Raw genomic sequence first — 15,972 nt, 5'->3', positions numbered from 1 at the left:
TTTTTGTCACCACAATGGCAACGAAGGCAACTTTCGCAAATTATTTCGATGGACTAACGTGTGTGTCGAGGGTGCATCTCTTTTGAAGAAAGTAGGCGTGCCGCAACAAAAGATCTTGTCAACGAAACCGCCTTGTTTCGAGACTGGGTCCAGGCGGACGACCAGTATTGCGAACGCGCGACGCGGCGTGGGGAAAAACGGCACATGCGATCAGGACGGGTTTGGGTGCGAAACGGACGATTCTTGCGTACGCGACTTCTCGGAACGGCAGTCCTGGGCGGCGTCATCGGCAGCGTGATCGGCGCACCGGCCTTTGCCCAGACGGCATCGGACTCCGCCACCGCATCGACGCCCTCCGCGAAGAAACCGGCCCATGCGTCCGCCCGTCACGGCGCGGGCCGGGCCGCCCATCCGGGCGCCGCCGCCAGGGCCGCCACACCGGTGACGGCTACGCATGTGTCCGCCCGCCCGATCGTGGCCCCTCGCGCCGCCGAAGAGGCGGTCGATGTCGTGGCCAGCCACCATACCTCGCATGGCGCGGAAACCAGCATCAGCCGCGCGATGCTGGAATCACAGGTCGCAGGCACCAACATCCTGAAAGCGGTCGGCCAGTTGCCGGGCGTCAGCTTCAGTTCCAGCGATCCGCTCGGCATCGATACCTGGGGCACCAGTGTCTATGTGCGCGGTTTCTTCCAGGATTCGATCGGGATGACGCTGGACGGCATCCCCCTGAACGACCAGACCTATACCAGCGTCAACGGTGTCAACATCGCCGATGCCTGGATCTCCGACGACATCCAGGGCGTCGAGACCTCGCAGGGCGCGGGCGGCGTGGACCTGCCGGGCAATTCCAGCCTCGGCGGCACGATGCGTTTTCACACGTCCGACCCCAAGGACAAGGCGGGCGCCAAGGTCTCGCAGGTGTTCGGCAGCTACGGCACGCTGCGTACCTATGCGCGCGTGGACAGCGGCGCGCTGAACCAGACCGGCACGAAATTCTACGCCGCCTATTCGCGCTCCGATGAGCGGAAATACGATGCCGACACGCCGGGCTTCATGCAGACGGTCAACGGCAAATTCGTCCAGCCGATCGGCCATGACAGCCGCATCACCGCACTGTTCAACTGGAACGATGCTGAAGTCTGGGGGTACGCTGACAAGTCGCTCAGTATCCTCAAGAACGCCGGCTGGCGGACCGAATCCTGGGCGCCCAACTATCTGGGGGCCTATAATGCCTCGGCTTATGCCTGGGTCAATGATAACGGCCTGGCCTATACCGGCCCCGGTTCGTACGATGTCGGCAGCGGCACGCCGCTGATCCTGCCCGAGGGCACCAGCCCGACCATTCCGGATTCGTGGAAGAACACGAACGAAGGCGCCGGCACCGCCTATTACGATGCGGGGCAGTCCACGCGCGATTATCTCGGCAGCATCAATGCCGATCTGGCGCTGACCAATTCCCTGCGTTGGAACACCGTGTTCTATGCCGGCGCGTTCGACGGTAACGCCACCTATGGTGATCCCTGGACCCAGTCGCTGGGTACCGGTGCGCCTCTGTCGGAAGAAGTGTGGAAAAATTCTTATCGCCGCTTCGGCTTTACCAGTGCCTTTACCTGGCATGTCGGGCATCACACCATCAATGTCGGTGGCTGGTACGAGAATAATTCCCAGCGTTCGGGCTTGTTCTGGTACAACGAGCCGGTCTACGGCCAGGGCGCCCCGCTGAAGACGGTCGGCCCCTACACCACCTATGGCCCCGCGTTCCAGCAGGGGTACGGATTCACATGGAACACCAACACCTTCCAGTTCCACGTCATGGATGCCTGGCGCCCGGTTGAGGGCCTGACAGTAACGTATGGTTTCCGTTCCATGTTGCAGACGACTGCGGGCGGCGCTGACTACGGCAACGTCGATGCCGGTTACGGCACGGGTGTCGGGGTGGATTCGGGTCTGCCCAGCGGCTCCATGACCTCGGCGGCCGCGTTCCTGCCGGCCGTCAATCTCGATTATCATTTCGGACGTGGCCACGAGGTCTATTTCGATTTCGCCGAGAACATGCGTCCGTTCATGGTGGCGCCATCGGGCGGGTCGGTATCTCCCTGGGCGGTGTCCTCGCAGGATGCGTTCAAGGACCTTCAGCATAATCTGCCCAACGAGCGCGATTTCACCTACGTTGTCGGCTACCGCTACACTTCGCGCAAGATCCAGGCGTCGATCGACGGCTATCATTCCGATGTCTACAATCGCCTGATCTCGGCATCGGTCGGTTCGCTGAACAACCCGATCACCTCGGTGGTCAATTCGAAGCACGCGGTCATGTGGGGCATGGACGCCGCGCTGACCCTGCAACCCTTCGAAGGGCTGGCACGCGGCCTCGCCTGGACCAACTCGATCAGCTACAACCATTTTACCTATGCCGATCACGTCAATATCTGCCCGCTCCAGGGCGATTGCGACATCAAGGGCACCAAGATGCTCGCCTATCCGCAGGTGATGTACAAGACCAGCCTGTCGTATGAGTACAAGGGCGCATCCGCGCATTTCGACGTAAACTATTACGGCAAGCGCTATTTCTCGTATATGAACGACACACACATCGCGCCGTACTGGATGGCCAATCTGGGCGCCAAATACCGCTTCGGCAATCTCAGCGTGCTGAAGAACGTCACCCTGGCGTTCGAGGTCTATAACCTCTTCAACCAGAAATATGTCGCGATGATGGGTGAAAACGGCTTCCCGATCGGTGGTCAGTCCGGCGATGGCGGCGACTACCAGTCGCTGGAGCGTGGCGCGGTGCGCGAATATTTCGGCACGATCAGCGCCGAATACTGATCAAGGGCACGTGTCCGAGCCATATCGCCCGGACACCTCACGTTCAACAGGGGGCAGGAAAGCCGCGATGGTGGGTTGGAACATGAAGACCGCGTACCGCGCGGCGCTGGCCGCCTTGCTGGCCGCCCCGGCCGGCGCCGCCCTGGCCGCGTCGCCGGTCCTGCAAGCCGAGCAGAGCGATGTCGCGACCCTGCCGCCGGTCGGCGCGCACTGGGTCCTGCCCGCGACCGACCGGGACTCCTACACGATCTATGATGCCGATGCCGGCAAGATCCTCGGCACCGTGCCGGCCAGCATTCTGGGCAATATCGCACTCTCACCCGACCGGCGGACCTTCTATGTCGCAGACACGATCTGGTCGCGCGTCGATCACGGCACGCGGCAGGACCTGATCCAGGAATATGATGCCCACACCCTGGCCCTGCGGCGCGAGATCACGCTGCCGCCGCGGGCGCTGGCGGTCTACAAGGGGCAGGATTTCGATGTCAGCCCCGATGGCAGATGGGGCTACGTCTTCGACATGAGCCCGGCAACCTCGGTCACGATCGTTGATCTGGCGAAGGGCGCGGTGGCGCGCACGGTCGATATCCCCGGCTGCGCCCTTGTCTTTCCCTGGAAGCAGGACGGATTTTCCAGCCTGTGCGGCGACGGGTCGCTGACCAATGTGGGCTATGCGGGCGACAAGCCGACCGTGACCCACACGGCCCCGTTCTTCGATGCCAATAACGACCCGATCTTCGAGCAGGGGCTGGTCGATCGCGCGACCGGCCACGCGCTGTTCGTCTCCTATACCGGCAAGGTCTATGACGTGATGCTGGGCGCGAAGCCCCAGATCGCCGCGCCCTGGTCGATCCAGGTGGCCGCCGGCCAGCCCGTGGCCGGCACCGGCGTGCAGGAGCAGGCCTGGCGCCCCGGCGGGAAGCAGCCTTTCGCGTGGAACCGCGCCAGCGGGCACCTGTTCGTGCTGATGCATGTCGGCCCGCACTGGACGCACAAGACCGACGGCACCGAGGTGTGGGAGTTCGATCCCGCCCACCACACGCTGGTCCGGCGCATCGACCTGCCGCAGCCCGCACGCGGCATCGCCGTCAGCGGTGACGCCGCCCCCCTGCTCTATGCCACTTCGGCCGACGGCAACATGGCGGTGATCGACGCGCGGACCGGCACCGTCCGCCGCACCGTCGATGCCCATTCGGAAGCCATGATCATGGCGCCGGATCTCCTGCCGGGTCATAACGGATAATGGACTCCGCTTCGTCGATGACCGTCCTGGCCTGGGCCCAGGCGCTGGACTGGCTGCTGCTGCTGGCGCTGGCGCCGGTGCTGGTGCTGCTGTTCCGCCGGATGCGGCATCTGTTTACCAAGGTGGCACCGGTGGGCGCGTTGATGACGTCCGGTGGCCCGGCCCCCGGCCAGATGCTGGCAGCACACCCCCTGCGCGCGTTGGACGGCACGGCGCTTACCGTAGGCGGGGCGCAGCCCGAGGGCACGCGCACGCTGCTGCTGTTCGTCTCCGGCACCTGCCCGATTTCGCGCAAGATGCTGCCGATCGCACAGGATTTCGTGCGCCGCGAGGCCATCGACCTGCTGTGCCTGGGCGACGATACCGATGCCATGCAGCGCGATCTGGTGGCACGCTTCGGCCTCTCGCCGTCCCGTTTCGTCAACGACCCCGAGATCGGCCGCGTGCTCGGCATCGACAAGCTGCCCTTCGCCCTGCTGCTCGATGCGTCGGGCAGGATCGTGGCCAAGGGCTTGGTCAATAATCGTGAGCATCTCGAAAGCCTGGTTGTGGCTGGGGAAACCGGCCACGTCTCGGTCCAATCCTATCTGGACGCGCGGCCTCGCGCGGCATGATCGCGCCGGTTCGCCCCGGCCTGTGCAACCTTCAGGAGTAACGCGCCAATGCCGGTTTCTTTCCTCGATACGCTGGGCGAAGCCGTGACGCGCCGGCTGGCGGCCCGATCCTCGCGGCGCGGCGTGCTGGGGCGGATGGGCGCTGCCATGGCGGTGGCGCCTGCCTTCCCGCTGCTGCCGGTGCGCCGCGCCGAGGCCGCGCCGGCCCCCGCCGCCAACCCGATCGCGACCCTGACGGATTTCGAACGGCGGGCGCAGAGCACCGACCCGACCAAGTGCAATTACTGGCGCCATTGTGCGATCGACGGCGTGCTGTGCGGCTGCTGCGGCGGCGGCATCCATACCTGCCCGCCCGGCACCCAGCCATCGCCCGTGTCGTGGATCGGCACCTGCCGCAACCCCGACGACGGCCGCTCCTACGTCATTGCCTATCGCGACTGCTGCGGCCGCAATATCTGTGCCGCCCCGAAATCCTGCGACTGCAACACGGCCGATCGTGAAATGCCGATCTACCGTCCGCAGGCCAGCAATGACATCATCTGGTGTTTCGGCACGGCCTCCACGGCCTATCATTGCTCGACCGCCGCGATCATCGGTCAGGCTGGCTGACGGGTGGAGGCGCCGCCGGCAGGAGAGCGCCGTACGACGATGCGCCATCGGTCCCTGATCCTCTCCCTGGCCGTCCTGCCGGTCCTTGCCCTGTCGGTTCTCGCCCTGCTGGGCCTGGCTCGCGCGGCCCCTACAGCCGGTGCCCTGCCGGTGATTCCGGCGGTGCAGGGCCATTATCTGATGGGGTGCGGCGGCTGCCATGGCATCCAGGGCCGTTCGGGGCGCGAGGTGGTGCCCGATCTGGCGGGACAGGTAGGGTATTTCCTCTGCACGCCGGAGGGGCGGGATTATCTGGTCCGCCTGCCGAACGTGGCCTTCGCCAACCTGTCGTCGGAGGATCTGGCCCGCATGATGAATTTCGTGGTCTTCACCTTCGGCGGCGCCAGCGTGCCGGCCAACAGCCGCCCCTATAGCACGGCCGAGATCGCGGCCCTGCGGGCCCGGCCGCTGCGGATGGCCGACCTGCATGGCTATCGCGAGCAGGTGGTGCGCGCGGTCGTCCAGGCCTGCCCGGCGGCGGCGGGGTTGCATGGGTACGATGTGGCGCAGGCGGCGCGTGTCGCGCAGTGAGGGCGCAAGGGGTAAAAGGAGAAAGCATGACAGAGATTTTCCGTCACCGAGGCTGGGCGTGATCGCCCCCGCCATCCTGCCCCTGGCCGGTGCATTGCTGGCCGGGGGCATCGGCATGCTGCTGCTGGCCGCCGGCGTCGCCAAACTGCGCGATCATGACGGGTTTCTGACCACGCTGTCCGCCTATCGGCTGGTGCCCGATTTCCTGCTGGACTCCGCCGCCTGGACCCTGGCGATCGCGGAAACCGGCGTGGGCGCGGCGCTGCTGGTGGGCGTAGCCCCCCTCTGGGCCGGTATCGGCGCGGCGCTGCTGTTCGTGCTGTTCGTGCTGGCGATGACCATTAACCTGCTGCGCGGGCGGGCCGATCTCTCCTGCGGTTGCCTGCCCGGCATGGAATCCGCCCGCCTGTCCTGGAGCGCCGTCGCGCGCAGCACCTTGCTGGCACCGGCCGCGCTGCTGCCGGTCCTGACCGGCCTGCCCACATCCCTGCTGCTGCGCTATCAGGCGCTGGCGGCCGGCGCCTGCCTGCTGGCGCTGATCCTGGCGCTGTCGCACCTGATATCGGCCGCGCGCGGCCCGGAGGAACAATCCGCATGATGACGCTCCTGATCGTGTCGCAGGTGCTGCTGTTCGCCGCCATCGTCGCCCTGGTGCTGGTGGTGCTCGCCCTGGCGCGCCAGATCGGCATCCTGCACGAACGCATCGCCCCGATCGGCCAGCAGCAGCCCCAGCGCGGGCTCGAAGTCGGCCAGGCGCTTCCGCGCATTACCATGCGCACGCTCGAAGGCGCGCCCTTCCCGGTGGGCGAGCGTCTGGCGGCCGGCACTATCCGTATGCTGCCGTTCGTCGGCGCCGACTGCCCTGTCTGCAAGCGCGTGCTGCCGATCGCGCTGGACGTGGCGCACGAACGCGGCCTGGAACCCGTTCTGGTCGGCGATGGCGCGGTGCCCGAACTGGAGGCCCTGCGCGCCCGTCTGGCGCTGGGCGAGGTCCCCTTCGTCACGGGTGTCGAACTCGGGCTGGTCCTGCAGGTCAGTCGCCTGCCGACCCTGGTGCTACTGGATGATAACGGCACCATTCTGGCCCGCGACGTGGTGAACACACGCCGCCAGGTCGAGGCCCTGCTGCCCACCGTCACCGGGCATTCCGCCGCCGCATGAAAGGCCCTGTTCTGCCGAAGTGGAACAATCGACCGGTTACAGCGTTGTGCAAGCACATGAAATGTTGCCGGAGCCGCTCTCATGAAGCTGTTTGCCTGCCAGGCCTGCAATCAGGTCCTGTTCTTCGAGAACACGGCATGTGAGCGATGCGGTCACACCCTGGGCTACCTGCCCGAGGAGAATGATCTCAGCGCGCTGGAGCAGATAGCAGGCGAGGACGGCACATGGCGGCCGCTCTCGAAGGCGGCAACGGCACCGTCCTACCGGTTCTGCGCCAATGCCGCCCAGAACGCCTGCAACTGGCTGGTCCCCGCCGGCGGCGATGCCTACTGCCTGGCCTGCCAACTGAACCGCACGATCCCGGACCTCTCGGAGGACCGGCATCTGGACCAATGGCGGAAGCTGGAAACGGCGAAGCACCGGCTGGTCTATACGCTGATGCGCCTGAACCTGCCGATCGTGACCCGCCAGGAAGACCCGGAAGGCGGGCTGGCCTTCGATTTCCTGGGCGATCCGCCCGATGGCGGCAAGGTGCTGACCGGCCATCAGGATGGCCTGATCACCATCGCACTGCGCGAGGCCGACGACGCCCAGCGCGAGGCCATGCGGGTGGAAATGGGCGAGCAATATCGCACCCTGCTGGGTCATTTCCGGCACGAGGTCGGCCATTATTACTGGAACGTGCTGGTGCGCGACGGTGGCCACCTGGACGATTTCCGCGCCATGTTCGGGGACGAGCGCGCCGACTATCAGGCGGCGTTGCAGCATCACTATCAGGTCGGCGCGCCCCCGAACTGGCAGGACAATTTCGTCAGCGACTACGCGACCATGCACCCGTGGGAAGATTTCGCCGAGACCTGGGCGCATTACCTGCACATCGTCTCCACGCTGGAAACCGCGCGGGCCTATGGCCTGTCGGTCGATATCCATGTGTCCGACGACCCGGCCATGCAGACCGAGGTCGCGTTCAACCCATACGCCCCCGGCAGGTTCGAGCGGATCGCCCAGGCGTGGCTCCCGCTGACCTATGCGATCAACAGCCTGAACCGTTCGATGGGCCAGATCGATTTCTACCCGTTCGTCCTCGCCCCCCCGGCGCTGGAAAAGCTGGCCTATGTCCATAATCTGATTCACGGCACCCTGCCGGCCTGAGAGCCTGACAGGGCGATCCGACGGGTCTTTTACGCGCTTCGGTGCTTGCGGGCATCAAGCCCGCTCCGTTCCGGTGTTCGCGCAGGCGCGCCGACCGTGCCGCCGCCATCCCCCGTGCAAGACCGTTTACTGTTGGCGCGGCTTCGCCCATACAACCATGCATTATGGACATGGCGCCCATCCCTGTTGACGAGATGGTTGACGGTCACGGTGGCGTCCGGCCTCACTGGCGCCGTCTCCTTGGCGCGATCAGCGATCTCGGCCATCGTGAACTGCTCGAACGCGGCAGGCAGATGGCGCGTGCCCTGCACGACCAGACCGGCCCCGCCGAGGGTGCCGCCGCGGGTTGCGATCCGGTTCCACTGCTGCTGACGGCGCAGGAATTCGCCCGCCTGTCCGAAGGAATGGTGCAGCGTGCCCGCGTGCTGGAGGCGACGCTGCGCGACCTGTACGGCCCGCGCACCCTGCTGGCGGACGGCGTATTGCCGCCCTCTCTGGTCTATCCCGCGCCGGGTTTCCTGCGCATGGGCGGCCCGGTGTCGGGCGCGTTCCTCGATTTCTACGCCATGGACCTGATTCGCGGGCCGGATGGCGCCTGGCATGTCGCGGCCGACCGGGTGGCGCGCGCCAACGGCATCGGCCAGGCGCTGGAAAACCGGCGCCAGATGACCCGGACCCTGCCGGAACTGTTTGCCGGCCGCGAGGTCCAGCCCCTCTCGCCCTTCTTCGATGCCTGGCAGGACAGCCTGCACCGCCTGCCCAACCTGCCGGACCGCAATCCCGGGCTGGCGCTGCTCACGCCGGGACCACGTGGCACGCTGTGGGCCGAGCATGTCATCCTGGCGCGGGAACTGGGCTGCGTCCTGGCCGAAGCCGGGGATCTGGCGGTGCGCGACGGCGCGCTGTGGCTCAAGACCGTGCGCGGCCTGCGCCGGGTGGACGTGCTGCTGCTGCGTCAGGACGGATGGACCGTCGATCCCCTGGAATTGGAGGGCGGCAGCCCCCCCGGCATCGCCGGCCTGCTGGACGCGGCGCGGGGTGGCGCGGTCCATCTGGTCAACCACCCGGCATCGGGCCTGGTCGAAGCGCCGGGTTTGGCCGCCTTCATGCCCGCCCTGGCCCGCCGCCTGATCGGCGAAGCCCTGCGGTTGCCCGACGTCCCGGTGCGCTGGCCTGCGGCATATGGGGTCGAAGCCCTGCTGGCCGATGACCGCAGAAACTGGTGGCTGCTTGACAGCGCGAGCGCCCGTGGCCCGTCCTGCCGGCTGGACCGGGCGAAGGACAGCGTGCTGGCCGCCCTTCGCCGCACCCCGGACCGCTTCGTGGCGGTCGAGGCATTGGCCCCTTCGGTCATGCCGGCAATCCTGCCCGGCGGGATCGAGCCCGGCGCGGTCGTCCTGCGCCTGTTCGCCCTGTTCGACGGCAGCGGCTGGCAGGTCATGCCCGGCGGCATGGCGCGCCTGCTGCCGGATTCCGACCTGCCGCCCGGCGGCCCGATGGATCGTGCGCGCGGTGGCCACAGCATCACGAAGGATGTCTGGGTCACGGTCGAGGACAGCCGCAATCTGGTCGGTATCGCCGCCCCGCCCATGCCGGTGCTGGCCATCCGTCGCGGGCAGGGGGATCTGCCCAGCCGCGCGGCGGACGATTTCTTCTGGCTGGGCCGCTACCTGGAACAGTTGGAGGAAGCCGGGCGCGTCCTGCGGGTGCTGACCCGCCGGCTCGGCCGGATCGACGGCTCCCCCCGCGAGCGGGCGGAACTGGAAACCGTGCTGCGTCTCGCGGTCCAGATCGGCCTGCTCCAGGACGAAAGTATGGCCGGATCGGGCTTCGCGACGCAGGTGCGGGCGCTGGCCGCCGTCACGCTCGATTCCGGCATGCCCCAGCGCCTGCTGTCCGAAATCGCGAGGGTATCGGCAGGATTGCGCGACCGGATGACGGTCGAAACCTTCGAGACCATCGTCCACGGCACCGACACGCTGCGCACCCAGTTGCGCGAGGCGCGGGTCACAGGCGATGCCGGTCGCACGCTGGAGCGGATCGGCCGCGTCACCGACAGCCTGCTGCGCTACGGCGCGACCATTTCCGGCCTCACGGCGGAGAACATGGTGCGCAGTGGCGGCCGGCAGTTTCTCGAACTCGGCCGCCGGATCGAACGGGCCGGCGCGATCCTGGTGTCGATGGCGTTGATCCTGCGCCAGAAGGACGTCTCCCAGCGTGGCCGGATGGAGGGCGCGCTCCGGCTGATGCTGGAACTCAGCGATTGCGCCATCACCTACCGGTCGCGTTATTTCGCCGTGTTCCAGCCCGCTCCGGTGCTGGACCTGCTGCTGCTGGATGGCGGTAATCCCCGCGGCGTAGCCAGCCAGATGGCGGTGGTGGCCGAGGCCCTGGCCGATCTGGACCCCAGCGACGGAACCGGCCTGGCCGGGGCTGCCGGCCTGATCATGGAGCGCCTGCGCGGGGTGGTGGCCGACGTTCTGTCGGCCCCGCAGCAGGATGTCGCGGCGGCGGCGCTGCCCGATCGGCTGCGCGACATCCATGCCGCGCTGCGCGATGTCGGGCAGCAGATCGCGCGGCGTTATTTCGTGGTGCTGACTTCGCCGCGCGCGGTCGGCGGCCTGCGTGCCGTCGATCGGGGCGAGGCAACGGACGAATCATGATCTATCGCGTGCGTCATCTCACCCATTACGCCTATGGCAGCCCAGTCGATCTGGCGGCCCATATCGTACATGTCACCCCGCGTGACCTGCCGGGGCAGGCCGTACACTGGACCCGGCTGGACGTTACGCCGCCCCCGGTGCGCCGCGTCGACGGCACCGATTATTTCGGCAACCTGATCGCGTGGCTGTATCACGAAGCCCCGCATCGCAGCTTCGACGTGCTGGCGGAATCAGAGGTCGAGGTTGCCTTCGCCCCCCCGCCACCCGAGGAAACCACCCTGAAGTGGGAAGAACTGGTCGCCCTCGCACGCGCCGGTGGTGCATCGGCATGGCAGGTGGCGGAATTCCTGTTCGACAGCCCGATGTGCGCGGCCAATGCGGCGGCGGGTGACTATGCGGCCCTGTCCTTCCCCCCCGGCCGGTCGATCCTGGCCGCCCTGCTGGATTTGAACACGCGCATCTACACCGATTTCCGCTTTCGTGCCGGCGTCACCACCCTTTCCACGCCGGTCGAGCAGGTCCTGGCCCGGCGCGAGGGCGTCTGCCAGGATTTCACGCATCTCATGATCAGCGCGCTCCGCTGGATCGGCATCCCGGCGCGCTACATGTCCGGCTATATCCGCACCCGCCCGCCGCCGGGGCAGGCCCGGCGCCTGGGTTCCGACCAGTCCCACGCCTGGGTCGGCGCGTGGTTGGGCCCGGCCCATGGCTGGATCGGCCTCGACCCCACCAATGGCATCGTGATGCGCGATGAGCACGTCGTTCTGGGCTGGGGGCGCGACTACGCCGATATCAGCCCGGTGCACGGGCTGATCCTGGGCGGCGGCAATGACGACCTGACGGTCGGCGTGGACCTGGTGCCGGCCGATGAGTGGGAAGACCCGCCGCCCGATCGCGCCTGACGCCGGGTCAGTGGGTTCCGGACGTCTTCAGGCCGGCTTCGAAGCCCATGCTCTGCCAGGCTTCCTTCTGGTTTTTCGGGCGATGCTTGCCCCCGCCGCAGGCGGCAACCGAGAGAACGAGGGCCGCCAGGCCAATAAACCGCATCGTCTGGAACAAAGGGGGCCTCCTGCCAGATATCCGTCGCGCGGAGACTGGATAAAAGAATGTCCCGGTCGTCTGCCGATCAGGCAACGCATCCACGCATTGCGGCATGGCCGGGACCGAAACCGTTCATAGCAGACATCCCGGCTCACGCGGAAGAGATGGTGCCGGGCTTTCCTTGGCGGGGAAACGGGCCGATATAACCGGACGCAACGATTTCACGTCACGGAACGGGCAGCAGGGCACCATGCTGGACACTCTTATCACCGACATGCGCACGCTCCATGCCGTTGCCGACCTGCGGCAGAGGGTGCGCGGCTGGAAGCGAAACGGGCTGACGGTCGGGCTGGTGCCGACAATGGGGGCACTGCATGATGGCCATCTCAGCCTGGTTCGTACCGCCTTGCGTGCGACCGACCGCGTGATCGTCTCAATCTTCGTCAATCCGACCCAGTTCGATAACCCGGCCGATCTCGAAACCTATCCGCGCGTCATGGAAGAGGACACGCGCCTGCTGGCGGAGGCCGGTGCGCATGTGCTGTACGCCCCCACGGTGGCCGAAATGTATCCCGCCGGCTTCGCCACCACCATCTCGGTGCGCGGCGTGTCCGAGGGCCTGTGTGGCGGCCACCGCCCCGGCCATTTCGACGGCGTGGCGACCGTGGTGTGCAAGCTGTTCCTGCAAAGCCAGGCCGACGCGGCCTTTTTCGGCGAGAAGGATTTCCAGCAGGTGCATGTCGTCCGCCGGATGGCCGCCGATCTGGACATTCCCATTCGGGTGGAAGCCTGCCCGACCCGGCGCGAGGCCGACGGGCTGGCGATGTCGTCCCGCAACCGGCGCCTCACCGGCCCCGGTGACCGCGATCGTGCCCGCGCCTTGCCCCAGGCCTTGGCGGAGGCGGCCCGCGCCATTGCGGGGGGGCAGCCCGCCGGCCCGGTCCTCGCGGCAACGCGCGAACATCTGCTGGCGGCCGGTTTCAGCGATGTCGAATATCTGGAATTACGGCGCGAAGCCGATCTGGCACCGATGGCAGGCTTCAACGGCCAGCCCGCCCGGCTGCTGGCGGCCGCATGGCTGGCCGGGGTCCGGCTGATTGATAACGTGCCGGTTCCCGCCGCCGGCGCGTAACGACAACAGGACGTTCTGGAAATCAGGCGTCGAGCGAGCGGGCTTCGTCAGGCAGCATGATGGGAATGCCGTCGCGGATCGGGAAGGCGAGGCCGGCTTGCCGGCTGATCAGTTCCCCGGCCTCACGGTCATAGATCAGCGGCCCCTTGGTCACGGGACAGACCAGGATCGACAGCAGGCGCGGGTCCAGAGGGGGCTGGGCGGTTTCGGTCATCGGCTGGTCTCCTGTACGCATGGCCGGTTGCGGAGGCGGGGCATCAAGCGTGGTTGTGGGTGGCGCCTCACGCCGATGATGGGTCAGATGCATCGTCGCCGGGCTCATGTCCAGCCAGTTCCAGCAGCGTCTGCAATGTCTGCGCCCGGTCGTTCAGCGAGGCGGATTCAAGCAGCGCCTGCTTTTCGGCGGCCGGAAAAGGGCAGATCATCGGCAGCGTGATCAGCAGCGTCTCATCATCCATCTGGTCGATCACGTTCCAGCGCGTGCCGAAGCCCCGCAGGCTGCAATAGCGCCGCAGCGCCGTCAGCATGCGGCTCCGGTCGAAGAACAGGTCGGCACCGTCGGTCAGGTCGCAGGCGAAGGATGACACGTCGATCCGGGCCCGCCGATACCCGCGATGCAGGCCGGTCTCCCGCAGTAGCCGAAAGCGCGCCAGTCCGGTCAGCGTCACGGCATAGGTGCCATCAGCCCGTTCGGTCAGCGAGGCAATGCGGCCGACCGCACCGATCGTGTACAGCGGCGGAAACGGGTTCTCGCCGTCCCCGTCCCCGTCCCCGTCGCTGTCCTCGCCCTGCATGGCATCGTCACGCGGCTGAATCATCCCGATCAGCCGGTTTTCCGCCAGCGCATCCTCCAGCAGCGCGACATAGCGCGGCTCGAAGACATTCAGCGGCAGCTTGCCCCGAGGCAACAGCAACACCTCGCGCAGCGGGAACAACCCCAGTTCGGCCGGCATGTCCGCCAGTGTCATGTCCCGCAGGCGCGGGACGGCACGCGGCACGTCGTCGTCGATCAATGCGCGCGAGCCCTGAGGGAGCACGTCACGAGAACAGCAGCGAGGACATGCGGCGCCGCGCCTGCAAGGTGGCCGGGTCGTCATGACCCCAGGCTTCGAACAGCCGGATTAATTGCAGCCGCGCGGCATCGTCATTCCAGCCACGATCCTGACGCATGATGGTCAGCAATTCGTCAGCGGCTTCCTGCCGCAGGCCGGCCGCGTTCAGCGCCGCCGCCAGTTCATAGCGTGCTTCATGGTCGGCCGGGTTGGCGGCCAGGCGCTTGCGCAGATCCTCGGCTTCCTCGGCGGCCTTGCGGCCTTCGCGCTTCAGGTCCAGGGCCGCGCGGGCGCCGGTAATTTCGGCATGATCGGCGATCTTGGCGGGCACGTCGGCCAGGGCGGCCTCGGCGGCTTCCTCGTCGCCCATCACGATCAGGGCGCGTGCCAGGCCACCCCAGGCGGCCGGGTTCTCGGGCTCGATCTCGATAGTCTGGGAATACAGCCCCGCCGCCTCCTCGGCGCTGCCGGCATCCAGCGCGGCGCGGGCGGCGGCGATCAGCTCCGCGGCCGGCATGGCACTCCCGCCTGCGGCCTGAAGCAGGCCCTCGACGAAGCGCTTGATCTCGCTTTCCGGCTGCGCGCCCTGGAACAGGTCGAGGATCTGTCCCTGCCAGAAGGCGGCAACCAGCGGAATCGACTGCAGCGGCAGCCCCACCTGCGTGAGTTGTTGGGCCAGCGCGCGGTTGGCGTCGACATCGATCTTGACCAGCTTGACCCGACCACCCGCCGAACGGACGATCTTTTCCAGCACCGGTGTCAGTTGCTTGCACGGCCCGCACCATGTGGCCCAGAAATCCACCAGCACCGGCATGGTGCGACTGGCTTCCAGCACGTCCTGCATGAAGGTGTCCTGGGTGCCGTCGATGATCATCCCCGCACCATTGGCGGAGTGACCAGCATTGCCAGCGGCTGCGGTTCCCACTGCCGGGGCCCCTGCTGCGTCGACCAGACCGCCTGCCGGCCGTTGCGGTGCGCGGGACTGACCGATGATGTACTCCATGAAAACCGATCCTGCCTGTTTTATCGTGCTCTACCGCCGGGCTGGCCCGGCCTCATGCTGACCTTAACATTGTCATCGCCTCCCTGTCTCACAAGCGGCAATGCGCCCTTGTCATAAAAAACACCGAAGATGATTTTCCCCTCTTGCCAGCCGATCCGCTTTCCCTTAAACCCCCGTTCACCGACGCGGTGAGCGGGCGTAGCTCAGGGGTAGAGCACAACCTTGCCAAGGTTGGGGTCGTGGGTTCGAATCCCATCGCCCGCTCCAGATTTTTCCAAGAAATCAGTCGGATACGTGAAGGCCGCCGCAAGGCGGCTTTCGTCGTTTCTGGCTGTGGCTACCGCCGGGCTACCACCGAATTGGGAAGCAAGACATTGGAAGGGTGTGCCGCACGGACCCTATCCGCAGCGCGAATCTCCGTATGACACGAATACAAGGTTGTGCCCTATGGCGAGGTATAGGAGCGGGATTGGCTGCTGAGGTGGCCCCCGCCGGTCTTTGATAGGGTGCGAATGCGACAACGACCCTGAAAGACCTGACGATGGCCGATGAGAAGATCGGCGTCGCTGGAGCTTGTGGAGCAAGCCTCCGATGGCGATTTTGTGCGCGAGATGCTGGCATTTTCCGCCGGGCGGATGAGGGACATGGAGGGGGGGGGCCGGTGCGTCGCCTGGCGCGCGTTCGGCGCCCCGCACTGCACAGCGTAATGGCTGGCGCGCCCGGTGTTGGGACACGCGGGCGGCCACGGTCGAACTGGCGATTCCGAAGCATGACGGTCGGCAATGGGTAAAAGGCGCGCCCATTGCTGATGGTACTGCCCGATGGGTCAAACCAGCGCTGAAGCCTCGGTTTCTGGGTCTGCCCTTTGGCAGCAGACCGTAGGAAATCGGCCGAAGGTCG

Annotated in this window: 15 protein-coding genes, 1 tRNA gene and 1 pseudogene; 13 read left to right on the top strand and 4 right to left on the bottom strand. The window is 66.7% G+C overall.

The genetic code is table 11. From position 1 onward, the window contains the following. Positions 1 to 243 precede the first annotated feature (243 nt). The 10 genes from C7453_RS17215 to C7453_RS17170 all read left to right on the top strand — a co-directional run bounded on the left by C7453_RS17215 (position 244) and on the right by C7453_RS17170 (position 11,746). Positions 244 to 2,832 (top strand): TonB-dependent receptor, encoded by a 2,589-nt coding sequence (locus C7453_RS17215; RefSeq protein WP_245949131.1) that lies wholly within the window; start codon positions 244 to 246, stop codon positions 2,830 to 2,832. A 67-nt stretch (positions 2,833 to 2,899) separates the two neighbouring features. Then, complete coding sequence (locus tag C7453_RS17210; protein ID WP_114729290.1) at positions 2,900 to 4,075, top strand: amine dehydrogenase large subunit; 1,176 nt, start codon at positions 2,900 to 2,902, stop codon at positions 4,073 to 4,075. Beyond that, positions 4,075 to 4,689 (top strand): thioredoxin domain-containing protein, encoded by a 615-nt coding sequence (locus C7453_RS17205; RefSeq protein WP_114729289.1) that lies wholly within the window; start codon positions 4,075 to 4,077, stop codon positions 4,687 to 4,689. The genes C7453_RS17210 and C7453_RS17205 overlap by 1 nt, the downstream gene beginning before the upstream one ends. A 48-nt stretch (positions 4,690 to 4,737) precedes the next feature. Further along, positions 4,738 to 5,298 carry a methylamine dehydrogenase light chain gene (locus tag C7453_RS17200; protein WP_114729288.1) on the top strand — a complete coding sequence of 187 codons (561 nt, stop codon included), beginning with the start codon at positions 4,738 to 4,740 and terminating at the stop codon, positions 5,296 to 5,298. Positions 5,299 to 5,337: 39 nt separating this feature from the next. Beyond that, the gene (locus C7453_RS17195; RefSeq protein WP_114729287.1) at positions 5,338 to 5,868 is read left to right on the top strand and encodes a cytochrome c family protein; all 531 of its coding nucleotides are present in this window, start codon (positions 5,338 to 5,340) and stop codon (positions 5,866 to 5,868) included. A gap of 58 nt (positions 5,869 to 5,926) precedes the next feature. Continuing rightward, the gene (locus C7453_RS17190; RefSeq protein ID WP_245949130.1) at positions 5,927 to 6,466 is read left to right on the top strand and encodes a MauE/DoxX family redox-associated membrane protein; all 540 of its coding nucleotides are present in this window, start codon (positions 5,927 to 5,929) and stop codon (positions 6,464 to 6,466) included. Further along, on the top strand, positions 6,463 to 7,029 hold the full coding sequence (locus C7453_RS17185; protein ID WP_114729285.1) for a thioredoxin domain-containing protein: 567 nt from the start codon (positions 6,463 to 6,465) through the stop codon (positions 7,027 to 7,029). Before C7453_RS17190 ends, C7453_RS17185 begins: the two co-directional genes overlap by 4 nt. Before the next feature lie 81 nt (positions 7,030 to 7,110). Next, on the top strand, positions 7,111 to 8,181 hold the full coding sequence (locus C7453_RS17180; RefSeq protein ID WP_114729284.1) for a zinc-binding metallopeptidase family protein: 1,071 nt from the start codon (positions 7,111 to 7,113) through the stop codon (positions 8,179 to 8,181). 170 nt (positions 8,182 to 8,351) lie between these two features. Then, positions 8,352 to 10,844 carry a circularly permuted type 2 ATP-grasp protein gene (locus tag C7453_RS17175; protein WP_245949129.1) on the top strand — a complete coding sequence of 831 codons (2,493 nt, stop codon included), beginning with the start codon at positions 8,352 to 8,354 and terminating at the stop codon, positions 10,842 to 10,844. Beyond that, a complete protein-coding gene (locus C7453_RS17170) occupies positions 10,841 to 11,746 on the top strand; it encodes a transglutaminase family protein (protein ID WP_114729281.1) in 906 nt (301 codons plus the stop codon). The genes C7453_RS17175 and C7453_RS17170 overlap by 4 nt, the downstream gene beginning before the upstream one ends. 7 nt (positions 11,747 to 11,753) lie before the next feature. Here the strand turns inward: C7453_RS17170 and C7453_RS17165 are convergent, their stop codons facing one another. Beyond that, entirely contained in the window at positions 11,754 to 11,903 is a 150-nt protein-coding gene (locus C7453_RS17165) for a hypothetical protein (protein ID WP_245949128.1), read from the bottom strand. 232 nt (positions 11,904 to 12,135) lie between these two features. On the opposite strand from C7453_RS17165, the gene panC reads away from it, so the two are divergent. After that, positions 12,136 to 13,017, top strand: coding sequence for a pantoate--beta-alanine ligase (panC, locus tag C7453_RS17160; RefSeq protein ID WP_114729278.1), 882 nt, complete (start codon positions 12,136 to 12,138; stop codon positions 13,015 to 13,017). 22 nt (positions 13,018 to 13,039) lie between these two features. Here panC and C7453_RS17155 read toward each other — a convergent pair whose 3' ends face one another. From C7453_RS17155 to C7453_RS17145, 3 genes are all read right to left on the bottom strand, one after another. Then, the gene (locus C7453_RS17155) at positions 13,040 to 13,231 is read right to left on the bottom strand and encodes a Trm112 family protein (protein WP_114729276.1); all 192 of its coding nucleotides are present in this window, start codon (positions 13,229 to 13,231) and stop codon (positions 13,040 to 13,042) included. 67 nt (positions 13,232 to 13,298) lie between these two features. Further along, positions 13,299 to 13,985, bottom strand: a complete 687-nt coding sequence (locus C7453_RS17150) for an LON peptidase substrate-binding domain-containing protein (protein WP_114729332.1) — start codon at positions 13,983 to 13,985, stop codon at positions 13,299 to 13,301. A 70-nt stretch (positions 13,986 to 14,055) separates the two neighbouring features. Continuing rightward, positions 14,056 to 15,072, bottom strand: a complete 1,017-nt coding sequence (locus C7453_RS17145) for a tetratricopeptide repeat protein (RefSeq protein WP_114729274.1) — start codon at positions 15,070 to 15,072, stop codon at positions 14,056 to 14,058. Positions 15,073 to 15,264: 192 nt separating this feature from the next. Between C7453_RS17145 and C7453_RS17140 the strand changes: the two genes are divergently transcribed. After that, positions 15,265 to 15,339: transfer RNA gene (locus C7453_RS17140), tRNA-Gly, on the top strand. A gap of 274 nt (positions 15,340 to 15,613) precedes the next feature. Continuing rightward, positions 15,614 to 15,840 (top strand): annotated as a pseudogene (locus C7453_RS17135) (transposase); the annotation flags it as partial. Between the last annotated feature and the right edge of the window lie 132 nt (positions 15,841 to 15,972).

Origin of the sequence: Gluconacetobacter liquefaciens, from assembly GCF_003350405.1 — a bacterium.
Taxonomy (GTDB): Bacteria; Pseudomonadota; Alphaproteobacteria; order Acetobacterales; family Acetobacteraceae; genus Gluconacetobacter; species Gluconacetobacter liquefaciens.
This window is presented reverse-complemented; position numbering and strand designations above follow the sequence as displayed.